Source organism: Micromonospora cynarisoli (assembly GCF_030518815.1).
Lineage (GTDB): Bacteria > Actinomycetota > Actinomycetes > Mycobacteriales > Micromonosporaceae > Micromonospora > Micromonospora wenchangensis.
The window spans coordinates 3,015,787-3,032,686 of sequence record NZ_CP130426.1; the positions used below are offsets into that span (position 1 = coordinate 3,015,787).

At 74.9% G+C, this 16,900-nt stretch carries 13 protein-coding genes; 6 read left to right on the forward strand and 7 right to left on the reverse strand.

Features of this window, described 5'->3' with window-relative positions:
* Positions 1-177: 177 nt before the first annotated feature.
* Positions 178-3,141 carry a winged helix-turn-helix domain-containing protein gene (locus Q2K16_RS12440; protein WP_302745534.1) on the reverse strand — a complete coding sequence of 988 codons (2,964 nt, stop codon included), beginning with the start codon at positions 3,139-3,141 and terminating at the stop codon, positions 178-180.
* A 109-nt stretch (positions 3,142-3,250) separates the two neighbouring features.
* Between Q2K16_RS12440 and Q2K16_RS12445 the strand changes: the two genes are divergently transcribed.
* The 5 genes from Q2K16_RS12445 (at position 3,251) to serS (ending at position 8,649) form a co-directional block, all read left to right on the forward strand.
* The gene (locus tag Q2K16_RS12445; RefSeq protein ID WP_489671879.1) at positions 3,251-3,670 is read left to right on the forward strand and encodes a hypothetical protein; all 420 of its coding nucleotides are present in this window, start codon (positions 3,251-3,253) and stop codon (positions 3,668-3,670) included.
* Positions 3,667-4,839 (forward strand): zinc-dependent alcohol dehydrogenase, encoded by a 1,173-nt coding sequence (locus Q2K16_RS12450; RefSeq protein ID WP_302745536.1) that lies wholly within the window; start codon positions 3,667-3,669, stop codon positions 4,837-4,839. The genes Q2K16_RS12445 and Q2K16_RS12450 overlap by 4 nt, the downstream gene beginning before the upstream one ends.
* A gap of 57 nt (positions 4,840-4,896) precedes the next feature.
* Positions 4,897-6,072 carry a saccharopine dehydrogenase family protein gene (locus tag Q2K16_RS12455; RefSeq protein ID WP_302745537.1) on the forward strand — a complete coding sequence of 392 codons (1,176 nt, stop codon included), beginning with the start codon at positions 4,897-4,899 and terminating at the stop codon, positions 6,070-6,072.
* A gap of 74 nt (positions 6,073-6,146) precedes the next feature.
* Positions 6,147-7,232, forward strand: a complete 1,086-nt coding sequence (locus Q2K16_RS12460) for a DNA polymerase III subunit beta family protein (protein ID WP_489671880.1) — start codon at positions 6,147-6,149, stop codon at positions 7,230-7,232.
* Between the two features lie 130 nt (positions 7,233-7,362).
* Positions 7,363-8,649, forward strand: a complete 1,287-nt coding sequence (gene serS / locus Q2K16_RS12465) for a serine--tRNA ligase (RefSeq protein ID WP_302745538.1) — start codon at positions 7,363-7,365, stop codon at positions 8,647-8,649.
* A 42-nt stretch (positions 8,650-8,691) separates the two neighbouring features.
* Here the strand turns inward: serS and Q2K16_RS12470 are convergent, their stop codons facing one another.
* Genes Q2K16_RS12470 through Q2K16_RS12485 form a run of 4 tightly spaced genes read right to left on the reverse strand, consistent with a single transcriptional unit; the run spans position 8,692 to position 13,303 of the window.
* Positions 8,692-9,540: a cytochrome c biogenesis CcdA family protein gene (locus Q2K16_RS12470; protein ID WP_302745539.1), complete on the reverse strand. Its 849-nt coding sequence runs from the start codon at positions 9,538-9,540 to the stop codon at positions 8,692-8,694.
* Positions 9,540-10,145, reverse strand: a complete 606-nt coding sequence (locus Q2K16_RS12475) for a TlpA family protein disulfide reductase (protein WP_302745540.1) — start codon at positions 10,143-10,145, stop codon at positions 9,540-9,542. The genes Q2K16_RS12470 and Q2K16_RS12475 overlap by 1 nt, the downstream gene beginning before the upstream one ends.
* A gap of 21 nt (positions 10,146-10,166) precedes the next feature.
* On the reverse strand, positions 10,167-11,633 hold the full coding sequence (locus Q2K16_RS12480; RefSeq protein WP_302745541.1) for an NADH-quinone oxidoreductase subunit NuoF family protein: 1,467 nt from the start codon (positions 11,631-11,633) through the stop codon (positions 10,167-10,169).
* Positions 11,630-13,303: a ferric reductase-like transmembrane domain-containing protein gene (locus Q2K16_RS12485; protein ID WP_302745542.1), complete on the reverse strand. Its 1,674-nt coding sequence runs from the start codon at positions 13,301-13,303 to the stop codon at positions 11,630-11,632. Before Q2K16_RS12485 ends, Q2K16_RS12480 begins: the two co-directional genes overlap by 4 nt.
* A gap of 236 nt (positions 13,304-13,539) precedes the next feature.
* Between Q2K16_RS12485 and Q2K16_RS12490 the strand changes: the two genes are divergently transcribed.
* A complete protein-coding gene (locus Q2K16_RS12490; RefSeq protein WP_302745544.1) occupies positions 13,540-14,427 on the forward strand; it encodes a L,D-transpeptidase in 888 nt (295 codons plus the stop codon).
* A 107-nt stretch (positions 14,428-14,534) separates the two neighbouring features.
* Here the strand turns inward: Q2K16_RS12490 and Q2K16_RS12495 are convergent, their stop codons facing one another.
* Both Q2K16_RS12495 and Q2K16_RS12500 read right to left on the reverse strand, forming a co-directional pair.
* Complete coding sequence (locus Q2K16_RS12495) at positions 14,535-15,626, reverse strand: TFIIB-type zinc ribbon-containing protein (protein WP_302745546.1); 1,092 nt, start codon at positions 15,624-15,626, stop codon at positions 14,535-14,537.
* A gap of 76 nt (positions 15,627-15,702) precedes the next feature.
* Complete coding sequence (locus Q2K16_RS12500) at positions 15,703-16,821, reverse strand: SPFH domain-containing protein (RefSeq protein WP_302745547.1); 1,119 nt, start codon at positions 16,819-16,821, stop codon at positions 15,703-15,705.
* Positions 16,822-16,900: the final 79 nt, after the last annotated feature.

Genomic DNA, 16,900 nt, shown 5'->3' on the forward strand with positions numbered 1-16,900 from the left:
GGAAACCACCGACTCGCCTCGGCGTCACACCGACTCCCCCGGGTCCCACCCGGCCCGCCCCGGTGATCAAGAGGTTCAGGTCAGGTGATCAAGAGGTTTGCGTCAAGGCTGATCGTCAACGTGACGCAAACCTCTTGATCACCGGGGCTGGGCGGGGCGGACCAGGGGTGGGTGGGGTTAGAGGAGGTGGAGGTCGCGGGCTCGGCGGACGGCTTCGCGGCGGCGGGTGGCGTCGAGCTTGCGGTAGATGTTGCGGACGTGGGTCTTGACGGTGTTGACCGACAGGGACAGTTCGCTGGCGATCTCCACGTTGGACAGGATGCTCTGCAGGTACCGCAGGATGGTCAGTTCCCTCTCGGTCAGCGGCTCGTCCAGGGGACGGTCCGGGTCGCCCCGCCGGGGATCGGCCGGCCCGCGCCGGGTGCCGTACGCCGGCTGGCCGGGCGGCGGGGCGACGTCCCGCACCAGGTCACTGACCTGCGGCCAGTAGGCCGTACCGGAGTCCAGATGGGCCGCGAGCAGTTCCCGGACCTCCGGTTCGGCCCGGGTGAAGACCCGTCGGTGGCCGTGCCGCCCGGCCAGGTCCAGCACCCGTTCCAGCAGCCGCCCGGCCCGGCGCTCGTCACCGGCCCGCCGGGTCAGCAGCGCGTCCAGGACTCCGGCGGCGAGCCGTACCGACAACGGCCAGTCGGCTGCGCCCGGGGCGTCCCAGTCGGGCAGGGCGTGGCGGGCGGCCCGCAGGTCACCGACCCGCAACTCCACCCGGGCCAACGCCAACGCCAGCACCGGCACCGGGTCCGGCCCGTGGGCCCGCTCGCCGAGCAGCCGCCGCGCCGTGTCCACGTCACCCTGCTCGCCGCGCAGGTCCGCCTCCACGGCCAGTAACCGGTCAGCCAACTCCCCGGCACCGCTGGTGGTCAGTTCGTCGCGGGCGCGGAGCACCGCCGCCATGGCCGCCGCCGGCTCGCCGGCATCACGGAGCAGGGCCGCCCGGCACAGCGCCGCCACCGCCCCGGCCAGGGTCGTCCCGGCCGCCGCGCCGGCCGCCGACAGCTCGGCGGTCGCCTCGGCGGGCTGGTCCCGCTGCACCGCCACCAGCGCCAGTGCCAGGTGCGCGTAGCCGCAGTCGACCCGACCCGACCAGCCCTGGCAGGCGGGCGTGGCCAGGGCCGCCCGCGCGGTCTCCTCGGCCGGCGACAGCTCACCGGCGAGGGCGAGCAGCAGGGCCGACCGGCTCGCGCCGACCAGCTCGGTCCGGAGCCGGCCGACCTGCCGGGCCGCCGCCAGCGCGGCCCGGAACCATGCTCCGGCCCGACCCAACTCCCCTTCGGCCAGGTCGGTCAGGCCGAGCGCGGTGCCGGCCACCGCCCGGACGTCCGCGTCGTCGTCGCCGGTGCGGGGATCATCGCCGGTCACGGGGGCATCGCCGGGCACCGCACCGTCGCCGGCGGAGAGGCCGGCACCGGCCGGCGGGTCGAACGCAGCGGCACCGGCCGGCGGGCCAGCAGGAAGCGGGGCGACCGAAGCCGAACCGGCAGGCACCGCCGGACCGGTTGGCACCGCCGAACCGGCAGGCAGTGCAGCATCGGCAGGCAGTGCAGCATCCGCAGGCCGCGCCGGACCGGTGGCGAGCAGGCGGGCGGCGGCAGCGCGTACCGTCGCGGGGTCGCCGGACAGCCGGGCCAGGGTGAGTTCCAGCGCCACTGCCAGCCGCCGGAACCGGTCCCGGCGCGGGGCCGGCAGCGTGCGGGCGGCCTGCACCGCGTCCCGCAGCCGGGCGGTCGCCGCCGCCACGTCCCCCGCGTACGCCCGCTCGGTGCCGACGGCCAGCGCCAGCTCCGGGTCCCGGCGCACCGCCCCGGCGGGCGGCGGCGGGGGCGGCGGCAGGTGCGGCTCCCGCTCGTACGGGACCAGCTCCGGCCAGTGGGTCAGCAGCAGTCCGGTGGCGCGGTCCCACTGCCCCGCGGTCAGGGCGTGGTGCAGCGCGTCGGCCGGCCGGCCGTGGTCGGCGTGCCAGTCGGCGGCCCGCCGGTGCAGTTCGCCGCGTTCCCGCCCGTCGAGGCCGGCGAGTTCCGCACGCAGCAGGTCGGCCAGCATGGGGTGCGGCCGGTACCAGGGTGGATCGCTGTCGTCGCGGTGCAGGAATCCGCCGTCGCGGGCCAGTCCGGCCAGAAGCTGACCGGCGTCGACGCGTCCGGTCAACGCGTCGGCCAGGTCGGCGCGGACCGCCCCGCCGACGGCGCAGCGGCGCAGCACCTCCCGGGCCGGCACCGGCAACGGGGTGAGCACCTCGGCGCGCAGGTAGGCGGCGACGTCCGGGTGGTCGCCGCCGAACCGTCGTACCCAGCGTTGCGGGTCGGCCTGGCCCCGGGCGGCCAGCGCGGCGAAGCGCAGGCCCGCCGGCCAGCCGCCGGTGCGTTCCCGGAGCCGGGCGACCGCCGCCGCCGGCAGCGGCACCCCGTGCGCCACCAGCAGGTCGGCCACCTCGTCCGTGGTGAAGGCCAGGTCGTCGGGGCCGATCTCGGTCGGCTCGCCGGCCAGCCGCAGCCGGTGCAAGGCCGGTGGCAGGCCGGTCCGGCCGGCGGCGACGAGGCGCAGCCGCCCGTCGGCGTGCCGGAGCAGGAACTCCAGCCCGGTGAGGACGCCCGGATCGGTCACCCGGTGCAGGTCGTCGAGGACCAGCCGGACGGGGCGTTCCCGGGCGGCCAGCGCGGCGGCCAGTTCCTCCAGCCCGTCGGGCGGACCGGACCGCGAACCGGCCGGGGCCGGCGTCAGGTCGTCCGGTTCGGCCCGGAGCGCACCACGCAGGGCCCGGGTGAGGTACGCCCACAGGCGTTGTCCGCTGTCGCCGGCCTCGACCTGCACCCAGGCCACCGGGTCCCCGGTCGGTTCCGCCGCCTGCGCACCGGCGGTGAGCAGTGTCGTCTTGCCCCAGCCGGCGGGCGCGCGGACCACAGTGAGGATGCCGGCGGCCCCGTCGTCGAGGCGGGCCACCAGCCGGGGCCGCAGCAGCATCGGCTCGGGCGGGGCGGGCGGGGTGAGCCGGGAGGCCAGCAGCGGCGGCCCGGCGGACGCCCGGGTGGTCGCGGCGTCGCCGGGGTGGGGTGTCGGGTCGACCGCCCGTACGGGCTGCTGCGGCATTGCACCCCACCCCCAGTCGGCGCGTTCCTCCCCCGGTCGGCGGCGGTTACCCGGCGCGGCCCGGTTCACCCCTTCGGGACGAGCCCGGTTCACCCGGGTCGCACCGACGATGGGCGGAGCGGTCGGCCTGGACCGGTCCCGGCGGGAGAGGCGGGTGGTACGGATGGGACGGCTGACCCGGGGCGCGGCCGGGTCGGGGCGTTGGCAGGTGGTGACGGTCGGGGTCCCGGCGACGGAACTGCTGCCCGGCGGGCGGTGGCCGGAGCCGCTGCGGCCCCTGGCCGGTGCGGTGGAGTTGGACCTGCGGCCCGCACCCGGCGGGCGCGGCACCGAGTTGGCCGTCCGGCCGCTCGGCGGGCTCGCCGCCCTGCCCGGGATGGCCGCCCACCTGGTCGGTGACGACCCCGACGGCTACCTGCGGCAGGTGTTGCGCGCGGTGCGGCAGCTCGTCGAGACCGGTGAGGTGCTGCGCGCCGACCGGCCGGCCGTCGAGCGGCCCGCGCCCGACCGGTCGGCGCTGCCCCGATGAGGGCGCTGTGCTGGGAGGGCGTCGACCGGCTCGCGGTACGCCAGGTGCCCGACCCGGAGCTGCGTAACGCCCACGACATGATCGTGCGGGTACGGCGCAGCGCCACCTGCGGGACCGACCTGCCGTTGCTCGCCGGTCGGGTACCGGGCCTGGCCGCCGGTGACGTGCTCGGGCACGAGTTCCTGGGCGAGGTGGCCGAGGTCGGCCCGGCGGTACGCCGGCACCGCGTCGGCGACCGGGTGGTGGCCTGCGCCGCCGTGGCCTGCGGGAACTGCTGGTTCTGCCGGCAGGGGCTGTACTCCTGCTGTGACAACGGCGCGACCGGCGCGACGGTCACCGAGGCGGCCTGGGGGCAACCCACCGGCGGCTGCTTCGGCCATCCCCGCACGGCGGGCGGGTTCGCCGGCAGCCACGCCGAGTACGTCCGGGTGCCGTACGCCGACGTGGGGGCGTTCACCGTGCCCGACCCGGTCAGCGACGACCGGGCGGTGTTCGCCTCGGACGCCGCCCCCGCCGGGTGGATGGGTGCCGAGCTGGGTGCGGTCCGCCCCGGTGACGTGGTGGCGGTGTGGGGGGCGGGCGCGGTGGGTCAGCTCACCGCGCAGGCGGCGACCGTGCTCGGCGCGGACCGGGTGATCGTGATCGACAGGTACCCGGAGCGGTTGCGGATGGCCGAACGGCACACCGGTGCCGAGACGCTGCACTACGAACACACCGACGTCCCCGCCGAGCTGCGGGAACGCAGTGGGGGCCGGGGTCCCGACGTCTGCGTGGAGGCGGTCGGGGTGGCCCACGGCGGTGGCCGTCCGCTGTCGCTGGCCGACCGGTTCACCGGCCGGGCCGGCCCGGTCGAGGACCCGTTGGCGCTGCGGGAGGCGGTGCACGCCTGCCGTAAGGGCGGCACGGTCTTCGTCTCGGGTACCTTCACCGGTTTCGTGGACGCCTTTCCGCTGGGCGCGGTGATGCACAAGGGGCTCACCCTGCGCAGCGCCCGGCAGCACGGTCAACGGTGGATTCCGATGCTGCTGGACCGGATGGCCCGCGACGAGCTGCGTACCGAACACCTGGCGACGCACCGGTTCGACCTGGACCAGGGCCCGACCGGGTACGCGCTGTTCCGGGACCGGGCCGACGGCTGTGTCCGGGCGGTGTTCACCCCGCACGGCTGAGCCGCCCGGTGGCCCGCCCAGCCGGTGCGGGTCGGGCCCGGGTGGCACACTCGGCGGATGCGCCCCGACCGCCCGTACGACCTCGTCCTGTTCGGCGCGACCGGCTTCACCGGCGGGCTGACCGCCGAGTACCTGGCCCGGCACGCCCCGGCGGGGCTGCGCTGGGCGCTGGCCGGCCGCAACCCGGCGAAGCTGTCCGCCGTACGGGACCGGCTCGCCGCCATCGACCCGGCCCTGGCCACCCTGCCGCTGCTGACCGCCGACGTCACCGACGCCGGGTCGCTGCGCCCGGTGGTGACGGGCACCCGGGTGCTCGCCACCACCGTCGGCCCGTACGTGCACCACGGGGAGCCGCTGGTCGCCGCGTGTGCCGCCGCCGGCACCGACTATCTCGACATCACCGGCGAGCCGGAATTCGTGGACCTGATGTACGTGCGGCACCACGCCGAGGCGGTCCGCACCGGGGCCCGGCTGGTGCACGCCTGCGGTTTCGACTCGGTCCCGCACGACCTGGGCGTCTGGTACACCGTCCGGCAGTTGCCGACGGACGGGCCGGTCAGCGTCGACGGGTTCGTCCGGGCCGGGGGGAGGTTCTCCGCCGGGACGTACCATTCGGCGCTCACCGCGTTCTCCCGTACCGCGCAGACGCAGCGGGCGGCGCGGGCCCGACGGGCGGTCGAGCCCCGGCCGGACGGACGCCGGGTCCGTGCGGTGGCCGGGAAGCTGGGTCGGTCGGCGGCGGTCGGCATGTGGGCGGTGCCGCTGCCCACCATCGACCCGCAGGTGGTACGCCGGTCCGCCGCCGCCCGCCCGGAGTACGGCCCGGACTTCCGTTACCGGCACTTCGCCGCCGTCAGGCGGCTGCCGACGGTGCTGCTGGCCGGGGTGGGGATGGCCGGACTGGTCGGGCTGGTGAAGCTGCCGCCGACCCGGCGCTGGCTGCTCGGCCGGGTCGCCTCCGGGCAGGGGCCGAGCGCGGAGCAGCGGGCCCGGTCGTGGTTCCGGGTGCGGTTCGTCGGCGAGGGCGGCGGCCGGACCGTCCGCACCGAGGTGGCCGGCGGCGACCCCGGCTACGACGAGACCGCCAAGATGCTCGCCGAGTCGGCCCTCTGCCTGGCGTACGACGAGCTGCCCGCCACGTCCGGGCAGCTCACCCCGGTGGTGGCGATGGGGGACGCGCTGCTGGACCGGCTGGTGCGGGCGGGGATCACGTTCCGGGTGCTCCCGCAGTGAGCACGACCGCGGGTCGCGGGGTCGGCGGCGGCCGGTGCGGGCTTGACCCTCGACCTGGTTGAGGCGACAGCATCATGGGCGTGGAGAGCGAGCTGCTGAGCATCGGCGAGCTGGCCCGGGCCAGTGGCCTGACGGTCAGCGCGCTGCGGTTCTACGACCGGTGCGGGGTGCTGACCCCGACGCTCGTCGACCCGGTGAACGGTTACCGCTGGTACACCGCCGGGCAGGTGACGCCGGCCCGGCTGGTGGCCGGCCTGCGCCGGGTCGGCATGCCGCTGGCCGGGATCACCGCCGCGCTGCGGCTGCGTGACGATCCGGAGCGGGTCGGGCGGCTGCTCGACGCGCACCTGCGCCGGTTGGAGGACGGTCTCGCCGACGCCCGCCGCGAACTCTCCCGGGTCCGTGCCCTGATCGATCCCGAGGAGTACCCGATGACCACCCGAATCGTGCTGTCCCCCGCCGCCCTGGCCGCCGCCGTCGACGCCGTCCGCTTCGCCGTCGGCACCGATCCCGACCTGCCGGTGCTCGGCGGTGTGCTGCTGGACGTGGAGTCCGACGGCGTCCGGCTGGTGGCGACCGACCGGTACCGGATGGCGCTGGCCCGGGCCGACGGCCGGGTGGACGGCCCGCCGGTGCGGGCGCTGCTGCCGGCGGCGGCCGTCGACGAGTTCCGGGCGCTGCTGGACACCACCGGACAGGTACGGCTGACCGTCGCCGACGGGGAGGTCGCGGTCGCCGTCGCCGGGGTCGAGGCCCGCTCGGCGGTGCTGCCTGACGAGTTCACCGACTACCGGCGGCTGCTGCGCCGGCCGGCGGGCGTACCGGCCCGGCGGGTCCCGGTCGACGTGGCGGCGCTGCGCAGCGCGCTACGGTCCACCACTCCCCCGGTGACCCGGGAGCACGAGGGGGTGGCGCTGCCGGTGACGGTGCTGGGGGTCGACGACCGCGACGGGCTGCGCCTGGTCGACGCCGCCGAACTGGCCGGGCCGGACCCGACCGACCTGCTGGTCGGGGTGAACGGGGACTTCCTGCTCGACGCGTTGGACGCCGCCGGTGGCCCGCAACTGGTGCTGGAACTCGACGGCCCGATCGCCCCGCTGGCCGTACGCCGCCCCGACGACGAGGACACCTTCTCGATCCTGATGCCGATCCGGCTCTGACTCCCGAGCACCGTCCGGTCGCGGCCGGTGGGTGGGGGCACGCGTCAGCACCGGGGCCGGAGGGCGGCGGGCGCGACGGTAGCATCGGAGGGTCCCACCCTGACCGCCTGGACGGAGCGTACGGAGCAGCATGCTCGACATGGAGTTGATCCGGAAGGATCGCGAGGCGGTGGCGACCGCGCTCGCGAAGCGACTGGATCCCGCCGAGGTCAACCGGGTCCTGGACGACATCCAGCGACTCGACCAGGAACGCCGTGCCCTGATCACGGAGATCGACGCCGAGCGGCAGCGCCGCAAGGCCGAGGCCCGGGCGTACGCACAGGCGAAGCGGGCCGGCACCACGCCGGAGTCCGTCGCGCCGGAGGTCGAGCGCAAGCAGCTCGCCGAGCTGGAGTCCCAGCTCGACGAGGTGCAGTCCCGGCTGCGCGGCACGATGAGCGAGCTGCCCAACCTGCCCGCCGACGACGTGGTGCCCGGCGGCAAGGAGGCCAACCGGGTGGTGAAGACCTTCGGTGCGCCACCGGTCATCGAGAAGATCCGCGACCACGTGGAGCTGAGCCGGGCACTCGGCCTGGTCGACCACGAGCGGGGCGTCAAGCTCGGCGGTTCGGGCTTCTGGATGTACACCGGCCTGGGCGCCCGGCTGGAGTGGGCGCTGATCAACTGGTTCATCGACGAGCACGTGCGGGCCGGCTACGAGTTCCTGCTCCCACCGCACCTGCTGCTCGACACCGCCGGTTTCGCCGCCGGCCAGTTCCCCAAGTTCTACGACGACGTCTACCACCTGGACCGGGAGTCCGCCCCGCGCGGGCAGTTCCTGCTGCCCACCTCGGAGACGGCGATCCTCGGCGCCTACCAGGACGAGATCCTGGAGACGTCGAAGCTGCCGCTGAAGGCGTTCGCGTACACCCCCTGCTACCGGCGGGAGGCGGCCGGTTCGCACTCCGACGAGCGCGGCACCGTACGCGGGCACCAGTTCAACAAGGTGGAGATCTTCCAGTTCACCCTGCCCGAGCAGGCCGACGCGGCGCTGGAGGAGATGCTCGCTCACGCGGAGAGCCTGGTCGAGAAGCTGGGCCTGCACTACCAGCGCAGCCTGCTGTCGGCCGGTGACGCCAGCGCCTCGATGAAGAAGACCCTCGACATCGAGGTGTGGATGCCGAGCACCGGCAAGTACAAGGAGGTGTCGTCGGTCTCCTGGGCCGGCGACTACCAGGCCCGCCGGGCCGCCATCCGCTACCGCGAGCCGGGCGGCAAGCAGACCCGTTTCGTGCACACGCTCAACGGGTCGGCGCTGGCCACCAGCCGGCTCTTCCCGGCCATCCTGGAGCAGTTCCAGCAGCCCGACGGCTCGGTGCTGGTGCCCGAGGTGCTCCGCGACCGGCTCGGCACCGACCGGCTCACCCCGCTGCGCTGAGGCGTCCGGTGGGCGGTGGGATCCTACGGGCACCCACCGCCCTCACGTCCGCCCGGCGTCGCGGGTGCGGGTGCGGTGCCGCAGCGCCGCCACCCCGAGCAGCACGACCAGCAGCCCGGCGAGCACCGCCGGGCCGGCCGTGGCCAACGCCGTCACCAGCGTCCGTTGAACCCTTGCCGCGCCGACCACCACCGGGTCACCGAAGGCGTCGTGCCTCCCCTGGGCGAGGCGGACCTCGTACCAGCCGTACCAGGCGACGTAGCCGCCGGCGACGAGCAGCACCAGGCCGCTGAGCCGGGGCGCCCACGCACCGACGCCGCGCAGCCCACGCACCACCCGGCCGCGCAGCAGCGCCACGCCGAGCGCCGCCACCGCCACCACCAGGCCCATCCCGATCGCGTACGCCACGAACAGCGCCAGCCCGCGCAGCGTCGAGCCGGCCTGGAGGCTGGTCACCACGATCGCCAGGAACGGGGCGATCGAGCAGCTCAGCGACGCCAGCGCGTACGCCATGCCGAACAGCGCCATGGACGGCAGCGACCTGGTCAGCCGGGGGGCGCGGGTCGACGGGCGCGGGGTGGGCAGCTGGCGACCGGCGAGCAGCCAGCAGCCCAGCGCCAGCAGGCCCAGCCCGAGGGTCACGGTCAGCCACGGCAGCCGGGGGCGCAGCCAGTCGGCCAGCGGCGCGACGGCCAGCCCGAAGGCCCCGAACACCGCGACGTACCCGCAGGTCAGGCCAGCCGCCGCGGCCAGTGCCCGGCCGACCGCGCCCCGACCGTCCCCCGGGCCGGCGACCAGCAGCGACAGGTACGCCGGCAGCATCGCGAAGCCGCACGGGTTGACCGCGCCGAGCATCCCGGCGGTCAGTGCGAGCAGCAGCGGGCCGGTCATCAGCCGGCCAGGGCGGCGACCCGGCGGGCGAGGTCCTCGCCGTCGAGGAAGCCCTGGTGGACGACCTTCCCCTCCCGGTCGATGATCAGGAAGGTGCTCTGTTCGACGATCTCGAAGCGCCGCCACAGCGCGCCGGCCCGGTCGTCGATCTGGGTGGTGCCGCCGAGTTCGAACTCGGTGACGAAGCTGCGCATCGCCTTCTGCTCGCCGAGACCGGCGACCCCGACGATCGGCACGGTGTCCCGGTACTTCGGGGCGATCTCCGCTACCGTCCACGCCTGGCTGGCGCAGGTGGCGCACCACGGCGCCCAGAACCACAGCACCACCGGCCGGCCGGTCAGGGCGGCGGCGGAGAACGCCGTACCGTCGAGGGTCCTGCCGGTGAAGCGCAGCGCGTCGGGCACCGCGGCGGGTGCGCCGGTCGGGGTGGGCGCGGCGGAGGTCGACGCGGTGGCGACCGGGACGGCGACCTCGGCGGCCGGCTGCGACGTCGGCCCGACGGCGCAGGCCGAGGCGACCAGCAGGGTGCCGGCGAGGGTGGTGGCGACGACGAGCCGGGCGGCCGGTCGACCCTCCGGCCCGTTGCTGGGTGACGACGACCGCATCCGGTGCTCCTCTCGGTGGTGCTACTCGGCCTCGACCAGCCGCAGCGCGAGTTCGGGGCAGACCTTGACCGCCTTCATCGCACCTTCCTTCAGCCAGGTCGGCACAGGGGTGGACGGGAAGGCGGGGTAACCGTTGCCGTCGAGCCGGATGAAGTCCGGTACGACGTGGGCGCACAGCCCGTGCCCGTCACAGCGGGACCAGTCCAGGGTGAGCTTGCGGGGGTTGGCGTCGGGCGCGCCGGGGAGCCCCATCACGCCCTTGACCCGCTTGCCGCACCCCTCTCCGGTGGTGTGTTGCCGCAGGTCGTCGGCGAACACCTCCATCGCGGAGAGGGCGAAGCGGGACGTGCCGTCGGGGTGGCTGCACGCGCCCCGGCCCTTCACGTCACCGGCGGCGGCCCGGACCACCTCCACCGGGGCGCTGCCGGAGACCGCCAGGTCGACGGCGCGGGCCAGGTCGGGCAGGCCGCGCTTGCACGGCCCGCACTGGCCGGCGGACTCCCCGGCCAGGTAGCGGACCACCTGGGCGGCCTCGCCGAGCGGGCAGGTGTCCCGGCCCAGCGGGATGATGATGCCGGCGCCGAGGGTGCCGCCGACGCTGGTGAGGCTCTTGCGGGTGATCTCGGCCCGCTGCGCCGCCTCCCAGGTGATCCAGCGGCCGTGGTAGCCGCCCATGAGGATGCCCGGCCCCTCCGGCACCTCGCACAGTTCGAGGATGTCCCGCAGCGGGGTGCCGGCCGCGCACTCCACCACGGCCGCACGCTTGGCCTGGCCGGTCACGGTGAGCAGCACGGTGCCGGGCTCGTCGTCGGTGCCGAGCGCGGCGTACTCGTACGGGCCGAGCCGGGCGGCGATCGCCACCTGGGCGTACGTCTCGGCGTTGGACAGCAGGGTGGGCAGGTTGCGTACGCCCGAGTCGCTGGACCGTTTCTTGGTGCCGGGCGGGATGTGCGGCAGTCCGTTGATGCCGTTGACCAGCGCGCCGCCCTCACCGGAGATGAACCGGTGCGGCACGGTGACGATGGTGGTGGGCACCGGCATCCGGCGTTCGGCGAGGGCGTCGGTGAGCGACTCCCGGCCGATCAGGTCGTCGGCGACGCAGAGCACGATCTCCTCGGCGTCCAACGCGTACGCGGCCAGGGCGGCACCGTCGAGGATGAGGTGCGGGGCCCGGGTGAGCAGCACCTTGTCCTTCCAGCTCGCCGGTTCCCCCTCGGTGGCGTTGACCACCACCACGGCGGGCAGGTCCTGCCGTTCGCAGGACTCCAGCACCGCCTTGAACTTGCGGTAGAACGGGAAACCCGCCCCGCCCTTGCCCTTGAGCTGGATGGCCTCGGCCAGCCGGAGCAGGTTGGCCGGTTCCATCGGGCCGATCGGCCCGTGCTCCATCTCGTGGGCCATCAGGTCCAGCCGGCCGAACTCGGCGAAGCCGGCGGTCAGCCGGGGCTCGCCGATGCAGGCGACCGGCGGGACCTTCGTGCGCATCACTTGGCCTCACCGCGCAGCCCGGCCCAGTACGCCCCGTCGACGGCGTCCGCGTTGGCCTTGCCCTTGCGCCGGCTACGGCTGTCGCCGGTGGCCTTGCGGGCCCGCCGGGAGGCCAGGTCGACCAGGGTCGGGGTGTCGTCGACGGGGATGTCGTCGGCGACGTAGCGGGCCGGCGGACGCCAGTAGTCCGGCTCCTCCGGCACGTCCGCCTCGACGCTGTGCCGGCCGGAACCGCTGCGCGGGGCGGCGGAGATCGGCTCGGCCGAGACGGGCCGGTCGGACCCCTCCCAGCGGCGCGGGCTGTCCCACGGCTCCTCCGGCTCCTCGCTGCGCCGCCGGGGCGGGGCCGAGTAGCGGGCGGCCAGGTCGTCGTCGTCCCGCCGGGCCCGGCGACCTGTGGAGACGGGGGCGATGTCCTCCTCGTACCGGGAACGCCGGCCACCGGAGACGGGGGCCACGTCCTCGTCACGGTCGCGGCGGCGGCTGCCGGACACCGGCGCGACGTCCTCCCCGTAGCGGGCGCGTCGACCGCCCGAGACGGGGGCCACGTCCTCCTCGTACCGGGAACGCCGGGCACCGGAGACCGGGGCGACGTCCTCGTCGCGGCGGCGCGGCCGCTCGTCGCGGTCGTCCCGCTCGGCGGTCCGGCGACGGGCGGCCGGTTCCAGGTCGCGCTCGCGGCTGGAGGCCGGCGCGGTCTCCTGGATGGTACGACCCCGGCCACCCCGGACGGGTTCGCGCAGGGTGCCCGGTTCGGGGACGACCGGGACGGTGAACCGTTCGGGGTCCCGACGCCGGGCGCTGCCGGTCGGCGCGTTCCAGGACGGGGCGAGGGCGGTCTCGGCCCAACTGCTCCGGCTCTCCTTCTCCTCCTCCTTCTTGCGGCCGAGCCCGGTGAGCAGCGTCCGGCTCTTGCCCTCGTCGACGCCCTTGCCCGTCATGGCCTTGTTCAGCGCGGCGGCCTGCTGCTGCTCGCGGCTGCGCTTGCCGAGGTAGACCGACAGCCGCACCAGCAGCGCCAGCACCACCAGCAGGACGCAGGCCAGGTAGCTGAGCACCACCCAGGACTTGGCGGCCCGGCCGGCGTTGAGGCCGTGGAACAGGGCGAACGGCCAGGAGACGTACGCCAGGGAGTGCAGGCTGCGCCAGAACCACTTGGGTCCGACCCCGGCGAAGCGGACCCGGATGATGCCGGTCCACAGCACGCTCACCATGAGGAAGGCGGCCACCGTGCCGAGCCCGACGTAGAGCCCCCTGCCGCCGACGAACGGCACCACGGCGTCGGTGGGCCCGGCCCGCCCGATGGCGATCTTGGTGATGACGTGGAAGACCAGGCCGACGACGCCGAGGATGCCGGTGGCGCGGTGCGCGGACTGCAGGAGCACCCGGTGCCGGATCATGAGGACCAGCCGGTCGGTGGCGAGCAGGCCCATCATCACGGTGAGGCTGAGCGACACCAGGGCGACCACCCCGGCGAAGAACTCGGTGAAGAAGAAGCCGTACGCGTACATCGCCGTGCCGTTGCCGGTCATCTCGACCCCGGCCCAGAGCAGCCCCAGCGCGGACGCCACCATCAGCGCCATCGTGCCCTTCGACGTTGTCCGGACACCACGGCTGCTGGTGGAGGTCCGGACGGTCGCCGCCTTCTCGTTCTGCTGTGCCCGGGCCATCTGCTCCTCGATCGTCTAACGGCGGCGCCACCACCGGCCGACCCTGCTCCCACCTCCAGTACGGACCTCCGGCGCGTACGGATCAGTGCCGCCGCCGAAAATTCTCGGCGGTTCGTCGAACCACCCCGGTCCGGGACGCGTGTAAGGCTCGGCGTCCGGCGGGTGGACGGCCGGGGTCGGGAGCCCGTCGGGACGATTCGCGCCGGGTGGAGCTACCTGCCCCTTAGAGTAGTTTCGTGGCTTTTGACCGGATGATCGAACGATGGGGCCGGGGGCCGCTCGTCGCCCTCGTCGGCGTGTCGGCGCTGCTGGTGCTGGCCCTGCTCGTCGGAGCGGCGCTGCGCTACGACGCGCCCACCCCGACCCGTCGGGCGGCGACCCCGCCACCGACAGTGGCCGTCCCGCACGAGGACGAGACCGTGCCGCCCGCCGCGCCGGCCCCGCCCGGGCTGCCCGTGATCGACTACGACCCGGCCCCCGCCGGTTTCCCGGCCGACCCGCACCCGCTCGACGTCACCCCGTTGACCGAGGGCGTCACCCCGACCCGGAACATCGCCGCGTACGACGCACCGGGCGGGCGTCCCCGCGCCCTGCTCGCCCCCACCATCAGCGGGGTGGAGCTGACCATGCCGGTGGTGCAGCGGCGCACCGGCTGGACGGCGGTCCTGCTGCCCTCCGCGAGCCGTCGACTGGCCTGGCTGCCCGTGGGAGGCTGGAGTCCGGTCGTCCTGCGCGACCAGATCGTGGTGCAGCGGCGCACCCACCAGCTCACCTGGTACCGGCACGGCCAACCGGTGCACACCTGGCCGGTCAGCCTCGGCCAGGCCGGCCAGGAGACCCCCCTCGGCCGCACCTTCATCCTCGGCACCACGCCACCCCCCGAACCGGTCTACGGCGGGGTGGACGTCTTCGCCCTCGGCGCGGTCCCCGACGACCCGGAGGCGGTGCCCACCGGGCTGCGGGGCGCGCACATCGGCCTGCACACCTGGCAGGACGACGACACCCTCGGCGAGGACGTCACCAACGGCTGCATCCGGCTGACCCGCACCGCCCAGCAGACCCTCCTCGACGAGGTACGCCCCGGCACCGAACTGGTCGTCGTCGACGCCCTGACCACCTCCTGAGCCGGCCGCCACCGCACCCCCGGCCCCGGCGGGCTCAGTCGCCGAGCAGCCGGCCGTTCCGTCCGGCGAGCCGGACGGCGGTCCCGTCCCGCCGGGTGGGCGGCGCGCTAGCGGCTCATCAGGTACGCCACCACGAGCGCCGCCACCAGCGCCACCGCGGCCAGCACCGCCGCCGTGATCTTCGCGGCGCTGTACGGACGTTCACCGACGACCTCGGCGGTCCGCCCGTTGACCACCACCTGGTACGACCGGCCGGCGTGCAGGTACGCGGCGATCCACACCGGCAGCAGGACCAGTTTGTACGTCACCTCCGAGTACCGGGTGTCCACCGCGGCGACCCGTTGCTCGTCGCCGCCGATGTCCGACCGGCAGTCCCGCTCGATGACCGGCGCCATCCGCGCCTTCGCCTCGACCAGCCCCGGCTCGGGCTCGATGTCGTACCGCAGCGCGTGATAGCCGGCCAGGTAGTCCCCGTGGTAGGCGACCGCCTCGGCCAGCGGCCACGGGTCCAGTTGGTCGAGCTGCCCGCGGGGCAGGTGGGTCGTGGCGGGCACCAGCACGTCGTCGAAGTCCCGGCGGACCGTGCCGCTCGCCGGGTACCACCGGGTCCGTCGTACCTGCCGGGTGCGCATCTCCTGCCGGTCCTCGACCGTCACCATGTACGTCTCGGTGTCCCAGTAGTACTCGCCGCGCTGGCCCCGGTATGCCGACACGGTCCGCGCGTCGAACGTCCAGTGCGGCAGGTAGGTGCCTTTCAGCGTCTCCGCCTCGCTGACCCGCTTCAGGGTGTTGGGGGCGAACCACCGGCTGCTGCACCACCGGCCCAGTGCGGTGCGCACGCCGGCCCGGTCCACCGCGAAGGGCAGCACCGCCTCCGGCGCGATCAGGTCACCCGCCTCGGCGTCCGCCACCAGCGGGGCGGTGCAGAACTGGCAGCGCTGGGCCAGCGCGTCGCTCTCGGTCCGGGCACCGCAACCCGGGCAGACGAACGTGTGCGCGCCGACGCTGGCCGCCGGTTTGCGGGGCAGCGCCACCAGCTCCGCGTACGCGTGCTCGCGCACCTCCCGGCCGGCACCCGCGACCTCCTGCCGGTGCCCGCAGTACGGGCAGCTCAGCACAGTCGTGCCCGGCGTGTACTCGACCCGGGCCCCGCAGCCCCCGCACCGGTACGAGGGCGGGGAGACGGCCGTGTCGCTCATGTCGGGACTCCCTCTCCCGGTGTGCCGGCACGCCGGGCCGGGGTGCCGCCGCGACGGCTGGCCCGCTGCGGCCGGCTCATTGCGGCGGCAGCGGTGGCGGGACGCTGGCCAGCACCGGGGCCAGCTCGGACAGTTGCCCGGCGGGCTGCCACTGCGCCATGCCGGTCCGCCAGACGAGGGTGTCCGGGCCCAGGGTGCCCGCACCCACCTGCCCGGCCAGCCCTTCGAGGTCGTACGGGCCCTGCCGCTGCCCGGCGACGCCGACGTACCACTGCGCCTGGTGGGGCAGCGGCGGTGGCTCGGCGGCGGACGGCGGCGCGGGGGACGGCGTCGGCTGCGTCCCCGCGCCGCCCGCCATGGACCGGGACATCTGCTGGCCCAACGCCATGCCCATGCCCAACCCGAGGCCGGCGCCCGCCTCGCCCCCCGGGTTCCTGGCCGCCGCCTCCAGCGCGTTGGCGGCCTGGTAGCGGGTGAACCGGTCGAGATCCCCGACCGCGCCCATGCCGGTCCGCTTGTCCAGCGCCTGTTCCACCTCCGGCGGTACGGAGACGTTCTCGATGATGAACGTGGGAACCGCGATGCCGACCTCGGCCAGTTCGCCGGTCAGCACGGCCGCCAACCGTCTGCCGATCGTGTCCTGGTGCGCCGCCAGGTCCAGCAGCGGCACGCCCGCCGTGGCCAGCGCGCCGCCGAGCCGGCCGACGATCAACTGACGTAGGTACTCCTGCACCTCCCCGGTGCGGAACTGCGGATCGGTGCCGACCAGTTCCCGCAGGAGCCGCGACGCGTCCACCACCCGTGCCGCGTACGCGCCGAACGCCCGTACCCGGACCACACCGAACTCGGCGTCCCGCAGGATCACCGGGTTCTGGGTGCCCCACTTCAGGTCGGTGAACTGGCGGGTGTTGACGAAGTACACCTCGGCCTTGAACGGCGAGTTGAAGCCGTACTTCCAGCCCTTGAGGGTGGCCAGGATCGGCAGGTTCCGGGTTTCCAGGGTGTACGTCCCGGGCGGGAAGACGTCGGCGACCTTCCCCTCGTTGACGAACACCGCCGTCTGGGATTCCCGGACGATCAGTCGGGCACCCATCTTGATCTCGTTCTGATACCGGGGGAAGCGCCAGACGATCGTGTCCCGGCTGTCGTCCAGCCACTCGACGATATCGACCAGCTCGCCCCGGAGCTTGTCCATCAACCCCATCTTCGTCCTCCCCCTCACCGCGGATCTCCGGCGTCCGGCGACGATAACAACCCCCTTCACCTGCGGAAAT

Excerpts from the sequence above, each read along its gene's own strand:
- Q2K16_RS12440 (WP_302745534.1), bottom strand. The coding sequence starts at position 3,141 with ATGCCGCAGCAGCCCGTACGGGCGGTCGACCCGACACCCCACCCCGGC.
- Q2K16_RS12445 (WP_489671879.1), top strand. The coding sequence starts at position 3,251 with ATGGGCGGAGCGGTCGGCCTGGACCGGTCCCGGCGGGAGAGGCGGGTG.
- Q2K16_RS12450 (WP_302745536.1), top strand. The coding sequence starts at position 3,667 with ATGAGGGCGCTGTGCTGGGAGGGCGTCGACCGGCTCGCGGTACGCCAG.
- Q2K16_RS12455 (WP_302745537.1), top strand. The coding sequence starts at position 4,897 with ATGCGCCCCGACCGCCCGTACGACCTCGTCCTGTTCGGCGCGACCGGC.
- Q2K16_RS12460 (WP_489671880.1), top strand. The coding sequence starts at position 6,147 with ATGGGCGTGGAGAGCGAGCTGCTGAGCATCGGCGAGCTGGCCCGGGCC.
- serS (WP_302745538.1), top strand. The coding sequence starts at position 7,363 with ATGCTCGACATGGAGTTGATCCGGAAGGATCGCGAGGCGGTGGCGACC.
- Q2K16_RS12470 (WP_302745539.1), bottom strand. The coding sequence starts at position 9,540 with ATGACCGGCCCGCTGCTGCTCGCACTGACCGCCGGGATGCTCGGCGCG.
- Q2K16_RS12475 (WP_302745540.1), bottom strand. The coding sequence starts at position 10,145 with ATGCGGTCGTCGTCACCCAGCAACGGGCCGGAGGGTCGACCGGCCGCC.
- Q2K16_RS12485 (WP_302745542.1), bottom strand. The coding sequence starts at position 13,303 with ATGGCCCGGGCACAGCAGAACGAGAAGGCGGCGACCGTCCGGACCTCC.
- Q2K16_RS12495 (WP_302745546.1), bottom strand. The coding sequence starts at position 15,626 with ATGAGCGACACGGCCGTCTCCCCGCCCTCGTACCGGTGCGGGGGCTGC.
- Q2K16_RS12500 (WP_302745547.1), bottom strand. The coding sequence starts at position 16,821 with ATGGACAAGCTCCGGGGCGAGCTGGTCGATATCGTCGAGTGGCTGGAC.